Origin of the sequence: Cupriavidus sp. H18C1, from assembly GCF_049311595.1 — a bacterium.
Taxonomy (GTDB): domain Bacteria; phylum Pseudomonadota; class Gammaproteobacteria; order Burkholderiales; family Burkholderiaceae; genus Cupriavidus; species Cupriavidus cauae.
In genome coordinates this window covers 1,175,755-1,191,310 of record NZ_CP186008.1, presented here as the reverse complement: position 1 = coordinate 1,191,310, position 15,556 = coordinate 1,175,755, and the positions used below count along the sequence as shown (strand labels likewise).

The window sequence follows — 15,556 nt, the reverse complement described above, 5'->3', positions numbered from 1 at the left end:
GGGAGGGTGGAGCGGGCGATGGGAATCGAACCCACGTCTTTAGCTTGGGAAGCTAAGGTAATAGCCATTATACGACGCCCGCGTGAGGCGGCCATTTTATGCGCGATCCGGCTGCGCGCGCAAGGCGGCTAGGACGGAAGCAGCCGGCAAACGGCTTCGGTGCTGTCGCCGGGCGCGACCCATCGCGTTTCTCCCGGCCGATGAATCGCATCGGGCAGGGCCAGCCACGGCTCGACGCAATAGAAGTCCGAATCGTCGCGTTCGCTCCAGGTCGTGATGGCCTGCCAGGGGACGGCCCCACGGTTGGCCTCGAGATCGATGCGGATCGTGCGGCCCGTGCCGCTGCCGTCGCCCGATGGAATCGCCAGCTCGCACGTTCCGGCAACGGGCGCATGCAAGCGGTGGAAGGTGTCCTGCAAGCGCGGGTCGTCGAGCGCGTAGACCGCTTCGCCGGGCTCTGTCGCCGTCAGGCTGCCATCCGCGCGCTGGCGCAGCCGTTCGGCCGGCGGCATCGTCAGCCGGCACCGGCTCCGCATGGCGTGCGGCACGGCGAAATAGAAGTGGTGTCCCGCATAGAAGGGCAGCGGCTCGCTGCCGGTATTGCGCACCGCCAACGCGACCTCGAGTCCGTCCTCCAACAGCCGGTAGCTCGCTTCAAAGCGGAACGAAAACGGATAGGCGTCGCGGGTCGCGTCCGAATCGGTCAACGCCATCGTGATCGAACGCGCCGGATCGCACGCGGCGATCTCGAACGGCAGGTCGCGTGCGAAGCCATGCTGCGGCATGGCACGGACCACGCCGTTGCGATCGCGCCATTGGCCCGGTTGGCCGTCGACGAAATGGCGGCCGATGAAGGGAAACAGCAGCGGATTGCCGCCACGGACCTTCGCCGGGCGCGACCAGTCGGCGTCGTCGGGCCAGTACAGGACGTCGATGCCGCGATGGATCCAGCGCACCAGGCGGCCGCCGGCCCAGGGCGCGAGCAGCAGGGCGTTGTGCTCGTCGCCGATGCGGATCAGGTCCTGGTCCTGGAAGCGAAACGTCGGATAACTCGGCATGGTGGTGACAGAAGACTGGCGGGGCGATGCCGCATGATACCGGCACGGCAAGGCGCGGCAAGGCGCGCGGTAAGGCGCGGCATGACCCGCCCGTCCTCGATGCACTATGCCGTCGCCGCGCTGGCCTCGCGCAGATAACGCCGCGCGTAATCGAAGTACCAGTCCAGCGTATCCGGATTGGCCATCGCATCGCGATTGGCGATCTTGTCCGGATCGTGGCCGAGCAGCAGCTTCTTGATCGGCACCTCCATCTTCTTGCCCGACAGCGTGCGCGGAATGCCCGGTACCTGCAGGATCGCGTTGGGCACGTGCCGCGACGACAGCGCCTCGCGGATGCGCGCGCGGATCGTGTCGACCAGCCTGTCGTCGAGCGCGATGCCTTCGCGCAGCACGACGAACAGCGGCATATACGAGTCGCGGCCCAGATATTCGAGGTCCACCACCATGCTGTCGAGCACCTCGGGCAGTTCCTCGACCACGCGGTACAGCTCGCTGGTCCCCATGCGAATGCCGTGCCGGTTGATGGTGGCGTCCGAGCGGCCGTAGATGATGGCGCCGCCGCGCGCGGTGATCTTGATCCAGTCGCCGTGGCGCCAGACGCCGGGGTAGGTATCGAAATAGCTGTCGCGGTAGCGCTTGCCGTCGGTGTCGCCCCACAGATAGAGCGGCATCGAAGGCATCGGCTCGGTGCAGACCAGTTCGCCGACCTCGTCGATCCTCGCCTGGCCGGCCTCGTCGAAGGCCTCGACCTTGGCGCCGAGGCAGCGGCACTGCATCTCGCCGGCGTAGACCGGCAGCAGCGGACAGCCGGCGACGAAGGAGCCCGCGAAGTCGGTGCCGCCGGACATCGGCGCCAGCCAGATATCGTCGCGCACGTTGCGGTAGATCCAGTCGTAGGCCTCGGCGGGCAGCGGCGAGCCGGTCGAGCCGATGCCGCGCAGGCGGCTCAGGTCGGCCTCGCGCGACGGCACCACGCCGGCCTTGATGCCGCCGGTGAAGAACGCCGCGCCGGCGCCGAAGACCGTGATGCCGGCGGCTTCCGCAAAGCGCCACAGCACGCCGGCGTCGGGCCAGGCCGGATTGCCGTCATAGATCGCGATGGTGCTGCCGAGCAGCAGCCCGGCCACCTGCGCATTCCACATGATCCAGCCGCTGCTGCTGTACCAGTGGAAGACATCGTCCGGGCCGAGGTCGTTGTGGAACGCCATCAGCTTGAGCTGCTCGATCACGATGCCGCCGTGGCCGTGCACGATGGGTTTGGGCATGCCGGTGGTGCCCGACGAATAGACGATCCACAGCGGATGGTCGAACGGCACGCTGTCGATCTGCAGCGGCACGTCGTGCGCCAGCGCGTCCTGCCAGCGATGGCGGCGCAGCGCGCTCGCTTTGCCCGGGGCGGTTGTCCGTGCAGGTTCCAGCGAAGTTTCCAGCGCCTCGTACGGCGTTCCCAGCAACGGCACCACGATCAGGTCCTTCAGCGACGGCAGTGCATCCACCAGCTGCGCCACCACCGGCGCGCGGTCGTAGGTCTTGCCGCCGTAGCGGTAGCCGTCCACGGCGATCAGCACCTTCGGTTCGATCTGGCGGAAGCGGTCGGTCACCGCAACCTGTCCCATGTCCGGCGCGCAGCCGGACCAGACCGCACCGACGCTGGCGGTGGCGAGGAAGGCGACGATGGTCTGCGGAATATTGGGCAGATAGCCCGCGACGCGGTCGCCGCGACCGACACCCAGCTGACGCAGCGTATGCGCCAATGCCGCGACCTGCGACTCCAGCGCGTCCCAGCTCAGTTCGGCCAGCGGCTGCGCTTCGCCGGCATGGCGGATGGCGGCCCGCTGGCGCGCCGCGCCTTCGCCCCCGTGGCGGAAGACCTGCTGCACATAGTTCAGGCTGGCGCCCTCGAACCAGCGCGCGCCCGGCATCTCGCGGCGCGCCAGCACCTGGCGGGCCGGCGTGTCGAAGCGGACATCGAAGTAGGCGCGGATCGCGTCCCAGAAGGCCTCGATGTCGGTGACCGACCAGCGCCACAGGCTGTCGTAATCGTCGAACGCGAGGCCGCGCGTTTCGCGCAGCCACCGCATGAAGGCCGTCAGCCGCGCGCGCTCGCGCACCGCGGGCGACGGCGTCCAGACCAGCTTGCCTTCTTCCAGCGTCGTCATGTCTCCTCCTCTGCCTTGTTGTTTGCGCCCGCGTGCCGATGGCAGCGCGGGACCGGGATGGCTCAAGGGGTGGGGGCGGGCGCCGTCGGCGCCCGCGAGGCGGTCGGATGGGTCAGATGCCGCCGAGGCACAAGTACTTCAGCTCCAGGTACTCGTCGATGCCGTAGGTCGAGCCCTCGCGGCCCAGGCCCGACTGCTTGACGCCGCCGAACGGCGCCACCTCGTTCGAGATCAGGCCGGTGTTGATGCCGACCATGCCGTATTCGAGCTGCTCGGCCACGCGCCAGACGCGGCCGATATCGCGGCTGTAGAAATACGAGGCGAGGCCGAACTCGCTGGCGTTGGCCAGCGCCACGGCTTCCTGCTCGTCGCGGAACTTGAACACCGCGGCCACCGGGCCGAACGTCTCCTCGCGCGAGATCAGCATCTCGGGGGTGGCGTCGGCCAGCACGGTCGGCGCGATGAAGCGGCCCGAGCCCAGGCCTTCCACCAGCTTGCCGCCGGTCAGCAGGCGGGCGCCGCGCGAGGTCGCGTCGTCGATATGCTGGCGCACCTTCTGCACCGCCTGGTCGTCGATCAGCGGACCCTGGGCCACGCCGGCGTCGAAGCCGTTGCCCACGCGCAGGCCCTCCGCCTGGCGCGCCAGCTTGGCGACGAACTCGTCGTAGATCGACTCGTGCGCATAGAAGCGGTTGGTGCAGACGCAGGTCTGGCCGGCGTTGCGGTACTTGGACGCGATCGCGCCCTCGACCGCCGCGTCGATATCGGCATCGTCGAACACGATGAAAGGCGCGTGGCCGCCGAGCTCCAGCGCGATCTTCTTGACCGTCGGCGCGCATTGCTCCATCAGGATGCGGCCCACCGGGGTCGAGCCGGTGAAGGACAGATGGCGCACCACCGGCGACGCGCACAGCGTCTTGCCGATCGCGATCGACTGGTCGGCGTCGCCGGTGACGATATTGATCACGCCGGCCGGGATGCCGGCGCGGTGCGCCAGTTCGGCCATGGCCAGCGCGCACAACGGCGTCTGCTCGGCCGGCTTGACCACGATGGTGCAGCCGGCGGCCAGCGCGGGCGCGCACTTGCGCGTGATCATCGCGATCGGGAAGTTCCATGGCGTGATCGACGCGCACACGCCGATCGGCTGCTTCAGCACCACCATGCGCTTGTCGGCCCAGGTCGAGGCCGGCACGTCGCCGCTGACGCGCTTGGCTTCCTCGGCGAACCACTCGATAAAGGACGCGCCGTAGACGACCTCGCCCTTCGATTCGGCCAGCGGCTTGCCCTGTTCCGCGGTCATCAGCGCGGCCAGGTCGTCGGTATGAGCGATCAGCAGATCGAACCAGCGGCGCATCAGGTTGGCGCGCTCCTTGGCGGTCTTCGCGCGCCAGGCGGGCCAGGCGGCCTCGGCGGCGGCGATCGCGCGTTCCGTTTCGGTGGCGCCCAGGTTGGCGACCTGCAGCAGTTCCTGGTTGTTCGCCGGGTCGATCACCGGGAAGGTGGTGCCGTTGTCGGCCCCGACCCATTCGCCGTTGACATAGGACTGGCTGCGGACCAGGGCACGGTCCTGGATTCGGTCTAGCGCATTGGCCATCGTGGTCTCCTGTAATCGGTTCTGGTTGCAGATGATAGCGGGGGATGGCGCAGGCCGCGTCCGAGCCGCCCGAGCGCGCCGGACGCATGGGGTCCCGGGCCCCTCAAGCTCTCCAGCCCTCAGCCCCGGCCCTCAGCCCGCAGCTCTCAGCCCTCGGCCCTCGGCCCTCAGCCGCCGGCCGGCCGCTCGAACAGCGTCTCCCACATGCCGTCGACGCGGGTCTTGACCGCGGCGTCCATCTGGATCGGACGTCCCCATTCGCGCGTGGTTTCGCCGGGCCACTTGTCGGTGGCGTCGATGCCCATCTTCGAGCCGAGCCCCGATACCGGCGAGGCGAAGTCCAGGTAGTCGATCGGCGTGTTGTCGACCAGCACCGTATCGCGCGTCGGGTCGACCCGCGTGGTGATCGCCCAGATCACCTCCTTCCAGTCGCGCACGTCGACATCGTCGTCGACCACCACGATGAACTTCGTACTCCATGAACTGGCGCAGGAAGCTCCAGACGCCGAACATCACCCGCTTGGCGTGGCCCGCGTACTGCTTCTTCATGCGCACCACCGCCATCCGGTAGCTGCAGCCCTCGGGCGGCAGATAGAAGTCGGTGATCTCGGGGAACTGCTTCTGCAGCAGCGGCACGAACACCTCGTTCAGCGCGACGCCGAGCACGGCCGGCTCGTCGGGCGGCTTGCCGGTGTAGGTCGAGTGATAGATCGGATCGCGCCGCATCGTGATGCGGTCGATGGTGAAGACCGGGAACCAGTCCTGCTCGTTGTAGTAGCCGGTGTGGTCGCCGAACGGGCCTTCCAGCGCGTGCTGGTAGCCGGACGGATGCGTCGGGTCGGGCTGGATATGGCCTTCGAGCACGATCTCGGCCGAGGCCGGCACGCTCAGCTCGGACAGCGTCGGCGTCAGGCAGCCGGCCAGCGCGGTACGGCTGCCGCGCAGCAGGCCGGCGAACTGGTACTCGGACAGCGTATCGGGCACCGGCGTCACCGCGCCGAGCATCGTGGCCGGATCGGCGCCCAGCGCGACCGCAATCGGGAACGGCTTGCCCGGATTGGCCAGCGCGTGCTCGCGGAAGTCGAGCGCGCCGCCGCGGTGCGCCAGCCAGCGCATGATGACCTGGTTGCGGCCGATCACCTGCTGGCGGTAGATGCCGAGGTTCTGCCGCTTCTTGTACGGGCCCTTGGTCACGACCAGCCCCCCAGGTGATCAGCGGCGCGGCGTCCCCGGGCCAGCACTTCTGGATCGGCAGGCGCGCCAGGTCGACGTCGTTGCCTTCCCAGACGATCTCCTGGCAGGCCGGGCTCGACACCTTCTTCGGCGCCATGTCCCAGACCGACTTGACCAGCGTGAACAGCTTGCCGGCCTCGCGCAGCCCGCGCGGCGGCTCGGGCTCCTTCAGCGCCGACAGCACGCGCCCGATGTCGCGCAGATCGGCCAGCGATTCCGCGCCCATGCCCAATGCGACCCTGCGTGGTGTGCCGAACAGATTGGCCAGCACCGGCATGTCGAAAATCGCCTCACCAGTTGCCGTGGCGGCGCGCGCGGGCTTCTCGAACAGCACGGCGGGGCCTTCGGCACGCAGCAGGCGATCGCAGATCTCGGTCATTTCGAGGTCGGGCGACACCGGCGCCGCGATGCGCCGCAACTCGCCCTGCTGTTCGAGTTGACCGATGAAATCGCGCAAGTCTTTGTATTGCATCAGGAATTTGTGGTTGGGCGAGGAGCGCGGCGAGGGCGCCACGCACGTCGGCGTATCGATTGGAGTGAACCAGGGTCCATATCTGACCGCTTCGGAAGAAAAATTTTGCGGTACAGCGTACCGGCAAATTGTAAGTTTTTTTGAAAGACAGGCGGACGAGCAGGGCGGGGCATCCTAGGCCAGCACTACGATTGCGGCCAGCTGAGTGATTCTTTCACCCCACCATAGCGGGGTTTCGTTATAACGAAAAGGAATCGTTTTGCGTTCCTTAATTCTTGACTGGATATAAAACGGTTTTTACAATCGCGTCTGCTCAAAGGTGTGCTGCGTTGCAACAACGAAGTTTTCGATCCTGTCAAGGGGTGTAACGCAGATCACCACGTTGGATCAACCAGAGCGGACCGCTACAAGGGAGGTCCCTCCGATCACCGCCGGCAATGACCGGCGCGTCTTGAGTCTTCGCAGCAGGGCAGGCTACCCCAAGAGCCTCCTCTGCTAATCGCTGGGCGCTTGGGGAGCGCCCACCAACAACAGATGCCGATCGCCCCTGCAAGGCGGTGCGACATCCTTACTTGACTACGTTGCCAGTGGACGGTCATGCGTGGGCGAATGCCCTGCAGGACCGGGAGCCGGCGGCGCATGGAGGTAAGCATGAGTGGTTGGAAAACCCTTCATCTTCCCGGTGTCGGGCGGGCGTTGCAGGTCCGCTTCAGGCAACCGGTTCCCGGTGTGCGGCGTGCCCTGCAGGTTCGTCTCGCGCATCCGGTCGCGGGCCGCGCATTGCGCAGCGGTCGCGCAACGTTGAAATACGCGCTGAACAGCGCGGGTCTGATCGCGGTGGTGGCCGGTATTTCGCTGTCGGTCAGCCAGGAATGGCGCACCGCGCTGGCCGGCATGCTGGCCGGCAATGAAGCGCCTGCGATCCTGCTGGAGGCGGCGACCGCGTCGGCGCCTGTGCATGCCAGCACGGCCGACGTGGCGGCAGCCAAGCTGCTGCCGGCGGTGAAGGTGCCAGCGGTGCCGGCAGGCGGCGCCGCCGTGCCGGCCGTGGCGGGCGTGGGCCTGCCGAGCGTGTCGGGCGTCGGCGAGTGGGCCAATGCCAGCCAGTCGAAGGTGCCGTCGGTCGCCCATCTGGCGGCCCGTATCCCGGCTCAGCGCGTGGCCCTGGACGCGCGCTACAGCAGCACGCTGGCCAGCGCGCGCGAACAGGCCGCGGTGGCCGAGTACATCGCGCGCAAGTACCGCGTGGCCGCGCAGGCGACCGCGCAACTGGTCAAGGCAGCCTATCTGACCGGCCGCGAGGTCGGCATCGATCCGCTGCTGATCCTGGGCGTGATCGCGATCGAGTCCAGCTTCAATCCGTACGCCGAGAGCGGCGTGGGCGCGCAGGGCCTGATGCAGGTCATGACCAAGGTCCACCAGGACAAGTACGAGCATGTCGGCGGCGTCGCGGCCGCGCTCAATCCTTACGCCAACATCAAGATCGGTGCGCTGGTGCTGAAGGACTGCATCGCCCGCGCCGGTTCGATCGAGGGCGGCCTGAAGTACTACGTCGGCGCCACCACGGCGACCGATGGCGGCTACGGCGCCAAGGTGCTGGCCGAGCGCGCCAAGCTGCGTCAGGTGCTGGGCATCCGCGGCAACGCGCCGGCGGCCAAGCCGGACGTGATCGAGTCGCTGCCGGGTCCGTCGTCGACCAAGACGCAGGCCGAGCATACGCCCGAGCCCGAGACCTTCGAGCTCGAGGCGGCGCAGACGCCCCGCAAGGCCTGATTGGCCTGATTCCGGCGCGGCTGGTCCGCGCACGGCCGAACGCGCACCGTCGAAAAAAAGCGGCGCAGCCAACCAGGCTGCGCCGCTTTCGTTTTGGCGGGCTGTTTTGGCGGGCTCGATGGCCGGCCGTCGCGATTGCCCTATCGCACTCTCTATTTCCCGAACAGCTTGCCGAGCCGCCGCATCGCTTCCTCGATGTGGGCCATCGACGTCGCGTACGAGATGCGGATGTACTCGCGCGCGGTATGCGGGCCGAAGTCCAGGCCGGGCACCAGCACCACGCCGGCATCGTGCAGCATCGCCTGCGTCAGCCGGTCCGAATCGCCGGCGGCCGGGTGCTGGACGCCGCGGCAGTCGGCGTAGACATAGAAGGCGCCATCGGGCTTGACCGGCACGCCAAAGCCCAGCGCTTCGAGCGCGGGCACGATGGCGTCGCGGCGGCGCTGGAATTCGGCCTTGCGCTCGTCGTAGATCGCCAGCGCCTCGGGCGTGAAGCAGGCCAGCGCCGCGTGCTGGGCTACCGCCGACGCGCAAATGAACAGGTTCTGCGCGACCTTCTCGAAGTCGGCGACCAGCGCGTCCGGCACCACCAGCCAGCCCAGCCGCCAGCCCGTCATGTTGAAGTACTTGGAGAAGCTGTTGACCGTGACGGCATTGTCGTCGAGCGACAGCGCCGACACCGGCCGGCCGTCATACGACAGCCCCTGATAGATCTCGTCGACGATGGCAAAGCTCCGGCGCTGGCGTACCTCGGCAAGGATGCGCTCCAGCTCGTCGGGCAGGATCGAGGTGCCGGTCGGGTTCGATGGCGAGGCCAGCAGCACGCCGCGGGTGGCATCGCCCCAGTGTTCGCGCACCTGGTCGGCGGTCAGCTGGAAGCGCGCCTCCGGGCCGCTCGGGATCATCCGGGCGACGCCGTCGAAGGCCGCGACGAAATGCCGGTTGCAGGGATAGCTCGGGTCCGGCATCAGCACCTCGGCGCCGATCTCCACCAGCACCGCGCAGGCGAGCAGCAGCGCGCCGGAAGCACCGGCGGTGACGATCACCCGGCGGGCCGGGATATCGAGCCCGTAGGCGGTCTTGTAGTAGCCCGCGATCGCCTCGCGCAGCGCGTGAATGCCGAGCGCGCCGCTGTATTGCGTCACGCCGCGGCGTATGGCCGCTTCCGCCGCCCGGATCACCGGCTCGGCCGCGGTGAAGTCGGGCTCGCCGATGCCCATATGGATGATGTGCCGGCCGGCACGTTCGAGTTCGGCGGCCTGTTTGGCCAGCTCCATCACGTGGAAGGCGCGGATATTGGCGAGGCGGGAGGCGGTGGCGAGGCGCTGTGGGTCCATGGCGGGTAACTCGGAATCGGTGGAATAGGGCGGTGCGCCGTCGCGGCGCGGCGCGGTTTGGCGCACCACCGCGATCATCGCCGGAAATGAAAACACCCGCCTGGGCGGGTGTCGGTCCGGCGCATGCCGCGAGGCGGGGCGCCGGTCAGCGTCGGGCGGCGACCTCGGTGGCGCGCACCTGCGCGGCAACCTTGTCGAGCACGCCGTTGACGTACTTGTAGCCCTCGACGCCGCCGAAGGTCTTGGTCAGCTCGACGGCCTCGTTGATGACGACCTTGTACGGGATGTCGATGCAGTGCACCAGCTCGTAGCTGCCGATCAGCAGCGCCGCGCGCTCGACCGGCGACAGCTCCTCGACGGTGCGGTCCAGGAACGGCGAGAAGGCGGCGGTCAGCCTCTCTTCCTCGCGCACGGCGCCGTTGAGCAGCGCGTCGAAATGCTCGCGGTCGGCCTTGTTGAAGCCCTGGGCGTCGTGCAGATGGGCCTGGATCGCGCCAATGTCGTTGCGGTTCAGCAGCCACTGGTACAGGCCCTGCAGCGCCAGTTCGCGCGAACGGCGGCGCGCGCTCTTGGGCGGCGCCTTGGCGTCGGAGCGGCCGGACTTGGCGGCAGGCTTGCCGCCCTGTGCTGCATCACTCATCGTCGTCCTCGTCCTCGTCGTCCTGGCCGCGCAGCGAATCGAGCGCCGCCACCAGGTTCGCCATCTCCACCGCGGCACGGGCGCAGTCGCGGCCCTTCTCGCGGGTGCGGGCATGGGCCTGGGCGTCGGTATCGACGGTCAGGATGCCGTTGGCGATCGGCAGGTTGAAGTCCAGGCCGACGCGGGTGATGCCCGCGCCCGACTCGTTCGAGACCAGCTCGAAGTGGTAGGTTTCGCCGCGCACCACGGCGCCCAGCGCGATCAGCGCATCGAACTGGCCGCTCTCGGCCATCTTCTGCAGCGCCAGCGGGACTTCCAGTGCGCCGGGCACCGTCACCACCAGCGTGTCTTCGCCTTCGATGCCCAGCTTTTCCAGCTCGGCCACGCAGGCCTCGCGCAGCTCGTCGCAGACCGGCTCGTTGAAACGCGCCTGCACGATGCCGATGCGCAGGCCTTCGCCGTCGAGGTTGCTCGGGTAGAAACCGTGATCCATATCGTTCTCCAGGGTTCGGTGGGCGGCCGCGCCCGGGATGGGCTGGCCGCCGGTATTGGGGGGGACGCTCAGTCGTCGTCGCCGTTCATCGGCTGGTAGCCGGTCACTTCGAGATCGTAGCCCGTCATGCTGGGCATCTTGCGCGGCGAGGCCAGCACGCGCATCTTGCCGACGCCGACATCGCGCAGGATCTGCGCGCCGATGCCGTAGGTGCGCAGGTCGGGCTTGCGCGGGGCGCGGGTCTGCGGCTCGTCCAGCGCGCTGAATTGCGCGAACAGCCGCTCGGCGCTGTCGCCGCAGTTCAGCAGCACCATCACGCCGCTGTCGGCCGCGCCGATCGCCTCCAGCGAGGCCGGCACGGTCCACGAGTGGGTGGTGCGCGAGACCTCGAGCAGGTCCAGCACCGACAGCGGCTCGTGCACGCGCACCAGGGTCTCGCGGTCGCGCTGCGGGTCGCCCTTGATCAGCGCCAGATGGGCGTGGCCGCTGGGCTTGTCGCGGTAGGCGATGCTGCGGAAGGTGCCGTACGGGGTCTGCATGATGCGCTCGCCGACGCGGTCGACGATGCATTCGGTGCGGCTGCGGTAGTGGATCAGGTCGGCGATGGTGCCGATCTTCAGGCCGTGCAGCTCGGCGAATTCGATCAGGTCCGGCAGGCGCGCCATGGTGCCGTCGTCCTTCATGATTTCGCAGATCACCGCGGCCGGGGTCACGCCGGCCAGCGCGGCCAGGTCGCAGCCCGCTTCGGTATGGCCCGCGCGCATCAGCACGCCGCCGGGCTGGGCGGTCAGCGGGAAGATGTGGCCCGGCTGGACCAGATCGCTGGGTTTGGCGTCGCGCGCGACGGCTGCCTGCACGGTACGGGCGCGGTCGGCCGCCGAAATACCGGTGGTCACGCCCTCGGCCGCCTCGATCGACACCGTGAAGGCGGTGCCGTGCGGGGTGCCGTTGCGGCTGACCATCGGATGCAGTTCCAGCTGGCGGCAGCGCTCGGGCGTCAGCGTCAGGCAGATCAGGCCACGGCCGTACTTGGCCATGAAGTTGATCGCCTCCGGCGTCACGAAATCGGCCGCCAGCACCAGATCCCCCTCGTTCTCGCGGTCTTCCTCGTCGACCAGGATGACCATGCGGCCGGCACGGATCTCGGCAATGATGTCTTCGGTTGGGGCGATCGTCATGAGGTAGGCAAAGGAAAGTCTGGCGGGGCGGCCCCGGGCGAGGCCCGTGAGGCGACTGCGGCGCGCCGGGGCGGCGCGCGGTTTAACCCGGCATTGTACGCGATGCGGGGCGGGGGCAAGGGGCGCCGGGGGCTGGGTTCGCCCGAGGCGCCCCCGGTCGGAGCCGGCCCGGGAATGGCCCTCGGGGATGGCCCCGGGGGATGGCCCCGGGGGATGGCCGCGGGGATGGCCGCGGGGATGGCCGCGGGGATGGCCCGCGGGATAGCCAGCAGATGGACGAGGGGATGGGCCCGCCGATGGACGGGGCAATCCGGCCGCGGCAGCCCTGCGTGGGCCCGCCAGCGGGCGTTCAGCCCAGCTTGCCCTCGGCGCTCAGCATCCGCTCCACATAGCGGGCGATCAGATCGATCTCCAGATTGACCTTGGCGCCGGGACGCAGGTCCTGCAGCGTGGTCACCTCGATCGTATGGGGAATCAGATTGATCGAGAATTCGCAGCCGTCGGCCTGGTCGGTCACGCGGTTGACCGTCAGCGAGACGCCATTGACGACCACCGAGCCCTTGTAGGCCAGATAGCGCGCCAGCTCCCGCGGCGCGCGCACGCGCAGCTCGTGCGATTCGCCGACCGGCGCGAAATGGGTGACTTCGCCGAGTCCGTCGACATGGCCGGACACCAGATGCCCGCCGAGCCGGTCGGCCAGGCGCAGCGCCTTTTCCAGATTGACGCGGCCGGGCTGCGCAAGGCCGGTGGTCTTGTCCAGCGACTCGCGCGAAACCTCGACGTCGAAACGGCCGGGCTGGAGCGCCACCACGGTCATGCAGGCGCCCTGGATGGCGATGCTGTCGCCGATCTGCACGTCGGACAGGTCCAGGCCCCCGGCGTCGATCCGCAGGCGGACGCCGGCGTTGTCGGTGTTCTGGTCGCCCAGCGGCGTCACGGAGTCGATGCGGCCGACGGCCGCCACAATGCCAGTAAACATGGTCTGGTCAGCAGGGAGGGAAAGCAAAGGGGAAAGCAAAGAGGAAAGCGGCATGCTAGCAGCCCGAAGCGAGACGTGCCGTTCAGCCCGCCGGATGGCGGCGCGCGATCAGCCGCAGGTCGTCGCCGATCTGCCGCACATCGTGCCAGCGGAAGGCCGGCGCGTCCTGCAGGCGGGCGAGCGGCGGCAGGTTGAACATGCCCTGCGCGTCGCCGAGCAGCCGGGGCGCGAGATAGACCAGCAGCTCGTCTGCGCAGCCTTCGCGGATCAGCGAACCGTTGAGCTTGAAGCCCGCCTCGACATGCAGCTCGTTGATGCCCCGCCGGCCCAGCTCCTCGAGCATGCGGCGCAGCTCGACCTTGCCGTGCGCGTTGGGCAGCACCACCACTTCGGCGCCGCGCGCCTCCAGCGCGGTGCGGCGCGCGCGATCGTCGATCGCACAGAACACCAGCACGGGCTTGGCGAATTCGCCGGTGTCAGGCGTCAGCATGCGCGCGTCCAGCGGCACCTCCAGGCGCGAGTCGATCAGCACGCGCTGCGGCTGGCGCGGCGTGTCGATGGCGCGCACGGTCAGTTGGGGATCGTCGTCGCGCACGGTGCCGATGCCGGTCAGGATCGCGCAGGCGCGAGCACGCCAGGCATGCCCGTCGTCGCGCGCGGCCTGGCCGGTGATCCACTGGCTGGTGCCGTCATGCAGCGCGGTGCCGCCATCGAGCGAGGCCGCGACCTTGACGCGGACCCACGGCAGCCCGCGTGTCATGCGCGAGACGAAGCCGATGTTCAGGTCGCGCGCCTCCTTCTCCAGCAGGCCGCAGCGCACGTCGATGCCGGCATCGCGCAGCCGCTGCAGGCCCCGTCCCGATACCGTGGGATTCGGGTCTTCCATCGCCGCGACCACGCGCTTGACGCCGGCGCGCACCAGCGCATCGGCGCACGGCGGCGTGCGGCCGAAATGGCTGCACGGCTCCAGCGTGACGTAGGCGGTCGCGCCGGCGGGATCGATGCCGCGCGCGGCGGCGTTCTTCAGCGCCTGGATCTCCGCGTGGTCCTGGCCCGCGGGCTGCGTATAGCCTTCGCCGATCACCTTGCCGCCCTTGGTCAGCACACAGCCCACGCGCGGATTCGGCGTGGTGATGAACATGCCGCGCGCGGCGAGCGCGAGGGCCTGCTGCATGGCGGCGTGATCGGTTTCGGAGAACATGAGTGGGCGGTTTTCCTGCCGGTTGTCTTGACTGGCGTGGCTGGCGTGGTCGGTCTGGCTAACTGGGTCAGGCCAAGCCGGCCGGCCAAGTCGGCCTGGCCACGCCGGCCGGGCATGACGGACCGCGGTCGTGGCCGGTGCGCGGCTCAGGGCTCGCTGTCGGTCCGGCTGTCGCAGTCGGCGTCCTGCCAGGGCGTACAGATGCGCAAGCGGCCCAGCGCGCCGAGCCTGACCTGACGCTGCGCATGGCCGCAGCGCACAGTAAAGGTGGCCGCATAGAAGCCGCCACGTTCCGACCGAGAGTATCCCACAGGAGCCAGCCGCAGCGCGCGGCCGCCGTCGGTGGCGCGCAGCGTGACGCGCAGGCAGGCGGCGGCCAGGCCCACGGAGGACAGCGCCGGGGCGTCGGTGGCTTCGCTGGTGCCTGTGGCTGCTATGGCCCCTATCGTCCCTATCGCCCCTATCGCCCCTATCGCCCCGGTGGCTCCCATGGCCCCTGTCGCCCCTGTCGCACTGGTGGCCCCGTCGGCCATGCTGGCCTCGCCCGGGAGGATGCGCCACCCGCGCGAGAAGTCGGCGGAGCCGGGCTGCGGCGCCAGCAGAACCGTGCTGCGCCTGGCCAGCGCGAATTCACGTGCCGTCTCGATCGAGGCCGCCAGCAGGTCGGCGGCCAGGCGGATCTGCTGCCGCTCCAGCGCGTCGCGATACGACGGATAGGCCGAGGCCGCGAGCGTTGCCGTGATCGCCATCGCGGCGAGCCATTCGATCAGTGTGGCGCCCGTTGTGCGTGCGCGGCGCCGCGGGTCCTTGCCGCGGGGCCGGCTCAGCACGCTTCCGGCCATGGTACCGGCCCGGCCGTGTCCGCCGAATCGATCAGCCATTCCCCGCTGCTGCGCAGGATCAGCGTGCCACAAGCGGGGTCGGGCCATTGCGGCACGGCATGCAGTTCGATGCAACGGTGGAGGTCGCGCTCGCGCTGGCCGGCGGCAAGGCAGGGCAGCGCCGCCAGCCGGTAGCGCGCAGGCGCCGGCGGCGCGGGCACCCACTGTGGCCATCGTCCGGCGGGACCGTGACCGCTGTCGTCGGCGAAGCCGCCCCGGGCCATCGCGTGGCGCTGCAGGTCCAGCATTGCCGAGATCATCGCGGTGCGCGCCTGCGCGCGCCAGCTGCGTTGCAGGTGCCGATGCCAGCTGGTGGCCGCGATGCCGGCGACGATGGCGGCGATGGCGATCACGATCAGCAGTTCGATCAGCGTGAAGGCGGGGGAGCGGTTGGCGGTCATGGCGGATGATGGGGGGGACACGGCGAGTCAAAGCGGGTCATGGCGGGTCATGGAGGGTCAAAGCGGGTCATGGCGGGTCAAAGCGGGTCATGGCGGGTCATGGCGGGTCAGGGCGCGTTATGGCGCGTTTATGGCGAGTCAAAGCGCGTGGTGGCCG

13 protein-coding genes, 1 tRNA gene and 1 pseudogene are annotated in these 15,556 nt (G+C 69.1%); 2 read left to right on the top strand and 13 right to left on the bottom strand.

What is annotated here, in order from left to right:
• Window positions 1-7: 7 nt before the first annotated feature.
• From OJJOAM_RS05670 to ubiD, 5 genes and pseudogenes are all read right to left on the bottom strand, one after another.
• Window positions 8-82, bottom strand: a tRNA-Gly gene (locus tag OJJOAM_RS05670).
• Between the two features lie 46 nt (window positions 83-128).
• Complete coding sequence (locus OJJOAM_RS05665) at window positions 129-1,058, bottom strand: aldose epimerase (RefSeq protein WP_422649152.1); 930 nt, start codon at window positions 1,056-1,058, stop codon at window positions 129-131.
• Between the two features lie 104 nt (window positions 1,059-1,162).
• Window positions 1,163-3,217, bottom strand: a complete 2,055-nt coding sequence (locus OJJOAM_RS05660; RefSeq protein ID WP_422649151.1) for an acetoacetate--CoA ligase — start codon at window positions 3,215-3,217, stop codon at window positions 1,163-1,165.
• A gap of 112 nt (window positions 3,218-3,329) precedes the next feature.
• A complete protein-coding gene (locus tag OJJOAM_RS05655) occupies window positions 3,330-4,811 on the bottom strand; it encodes an NAD-dependent succinate-semialdehyde dehydrogenase (protein ID WP_422649150.1) in 1,482 nt (493 codons plus the stop codon).
• Between the two features lie 167 nt (window positions 4,812-4,978).
• Window positions 4,979-6,516, bottom strand: a pseudogene (ubiD, locus tag OJJOAM_RS05650) (4-hydroxy-3-polyprenylbenzoate decarboxylase).
• Here ubiD and OJJOAM_RS05645 point away from each other — a divergent pair.
• Both OJJOAM_RS05645 and OJJOAM_RS05640 read left to right on the top strand, forming a co-directional pair.
• Window positions 6,488-6,694, top strand: a complete 207-nt coding sequence (locus tag OJJOAM_RS05645; protein ID WP_422649651.1) for a hypothetical protein — start codon at window positions 6,488-6,490, stop codon at window positions 6,692-6,694. The pseudogene ubiD and the gene OJJOAM_RS05645 overlap by 29 nt on opposite strands.
• Before the next feature lie 473 nt (window positions 6,695-7,167).
• A complete protein-coding gene (locus OJJOAM_RS05640; protein WP_422649149.1) occupies window positions 7,168-8,289 on the top strand; it encodes a transglycosylase SLT domain-containing protein in 1,122 nt (373 codons plus the stop codon).
• A gap of 152 nt (window positions 8,290-8,441) precedes the next feature.
• Here the strand turns inward: OJJOAM_RS05640 and OJJOAM_RS05635 are convergent, their stop codons facing one another.
• The 8 genes from OJJOAM_RS05635 to OJJOAM_RS05600 form a co-directional block, all read right to left on the bottom strand.
• Entirely contained in the window at window positions 8,442-9,626 is a 1,185-nt protein-coding gene (locus tag OJJOAM_RS05635) for a pyridoxal phosphate-dependent aminotransferase (protein WP_422649148.1), read from the bottom strand.
• 145 nt (window positions 9,627-9,771) lie between these two features.
• Window positions 9,772-10,266 carry a transcription antitermination factor NusB gene (gene nusB / locus OJJOAM_RS05630; RefSeq protein WP_149317773.1) on the bottom strand — a complete coding sequence of 165 codons (495 nt, stop codon included), beginning with the start codon at window positions 10,264-10,266 and terminating at the stop codon, window positions 9,772-9,774.
• A complete protein-coding gene (ribH, locus tag OJJOAM_RS05625) occupies window positions 10,259-10,759 on the bottom strand; it encodes a 6,7-dimethyl-8-ribityllumazine synthase (RefSeq protein WP_422649147.1) in 501 nt (166 codons plus the stop codon). Before ribH ends, nusB begins: the two co-directional genes overlap by 8 nt.
• Before the next feature lie 68 nt (window positions 10,760-10,827).
• Window positions 10,828-11,937: a bifunctional 3,4-dihydroxy-2-butanone-4-phosphate synthase/GTP cyclohydrolase II gene (gene ribBA / locus OJJOAM_RS05620; RefSeq protein WP_422649146.1), complete on the bottom strand. Its 1,110-nt coding sequence runs from the start codon at window positions 11,935-11,937 to the stop codon at window positions 10,828-10,830.
• Window positions 11,938-12,286: 349 nt separating this feature from the next.
• The gene (locus OJJOAM_RS05615) at window positions 12,287-12,916 is read right to left on the bottom strand and encodes a riboflavin synthase (RefSeq protein ID WP_422649145.1); all 630 of its coding nucleotides are present in this window, start codon (window positions 12,914-12,916) and stop codon (window positions 12,287-12,289) included.
• 82 nt (window positions 12,917-12,998) lie between these two features.
• Window positions 12,999-14,117 (bottom strand): bifunctional diaminohydroxyphosphoribosylaminopyrimidine deaminase/5-amino-6-(5-phosphoribosylamino)uracil reductase RibD, encoded by a 1,119-nt coding sequence (ribD, locus tag OJJOAM_RS05610; RefSeq protein WP_149317777.1) that lies wholly within the window; start codon window positions 14,115-14,117, stop codon window positions 12,999-13,001.
• 146 nt (window positions 14,118-14,263) lie between these two features.
• Complete coding sequence (locus OJJOAM_RS05605) at window positions 14,264-14,998, bottom strand: pilus assembly FimT family protein (protein WP_422649144.1); 735 nt, start codon at window positions 14,996-14,998, stop codon at window positions 14,264-14,266.
• Entirely contained in the window at window positions 14,941-15,399 is a 459-nt protein-coding gene (locus OJJOAM_RS05600) for a prepilin-type N-terminal cleavage/methylation domain-containing protein (protein WP_422649143.1), read from the bottom strand. The genes OJJOAM_RS05605 and OJJOAM_RS05600 overlap by 58 nt, the downstream gene beginning before the upstream one ends.
• Window positions 15,400-15,556: the final 157 nt, after the last annotated feature.

Excerpts from the sequence above, each read along its gene's own strand:
- OJJOAM_RS05635 (WP_422649148.1), bottom strand. The coding sequence starts at position 9,626 with ATGGACCCACAGCGCCTCGCCACCGCCTCCCGCCTCGCCAATATCCGC.
- OJJOAM_RS05600 (WP_422649143.1), bottom strand. The coding sequence starts at position 15,399 with ATGACCGCCAACCGCTCCCCCGCCTTCACGCTGATCGAACTGCTGATC.
- OJJOAM_RS05660 (WP_422649151.1), bottom strand. The coding sequence starts at position 3,217 with ATGACGACGCTGGAAGAAGGCAAGCTGGTCTGGACGCCGTCGCCCGCG.
- OJJOAM_RS05655 (WP_422649150.1), bottom strand. The coding sequence starts at position 4,811 with ATGGCCAATGCGCTAGACCGAATCCAGGACCGTGCCCTGGTCCGCAGC.
- ribD (WP_149317777.1), bottom strand. The coding sequence starts at position 14,117 with ATGTTCTCCGAAACCGATCACGCCGCCATGCAGCAGGCCCTCGCGCTC.
- OJJOAM_RS05605 (WP_422649144.1), bottom strand. The coding sequence starts at position 14,998 with ATGGCTGATCGATTCGGCGGACACGGCCGGGCCGGTACCATGGCCGGA.
- ribH (WP_422649147.1), bottom strand. The coding sequence starts at position 10,759 with ATGGATCACGGTTTCTACCCGAGCAACCTCGACGGCGAAGGCCTGCGC.
- OJJOAM_RS05615 (WP_422649145.1), bottom strand. The coding sequence starts at position 12,916 with ATGTTTACTGGCATTGTGGCGGCCGTCGGCCGCATCGACTCCGTGACG.
- OJJOAM_RS05645 (WP_422649651.1), top strand. The coding sequence starts at position 6,488 with ATGAAATCGCGCAAGTCTTTGTATTGCATCAGGAATTTGTGGTTGGGC.
- nusB (WP_149317773.1), bottom strand. The coding sequence starts at position 10,266 with ATGAGTGATGCAGCACAGGGCGGCAAGCCTGCCGCCAAGTCCGGCCGC.
- ribBA (WP_422649146.1), bottom strand. The coding sequence starts at position 11,937 with ATGACGATCGCCCCAACCGAAGACATCATTGCCGAGATCCGTGCCGGC.
- OJJOAM_RS05665 (WP_422649152.1), bottom strand. The coding sequence starts at position 1,058 with ATGCCGAGTTATCCGACGTTTCGCTTCCAGGACCAGGACCTGATCCGC.
- OJJOAM_RS05640 (WP_422649149.1), top strand. The coding sequence starts at position 7,168 with ATGAGTGGTTGGAAAACCCTTCATCTTCCCGGTGTCGGGCGGGCGTTG.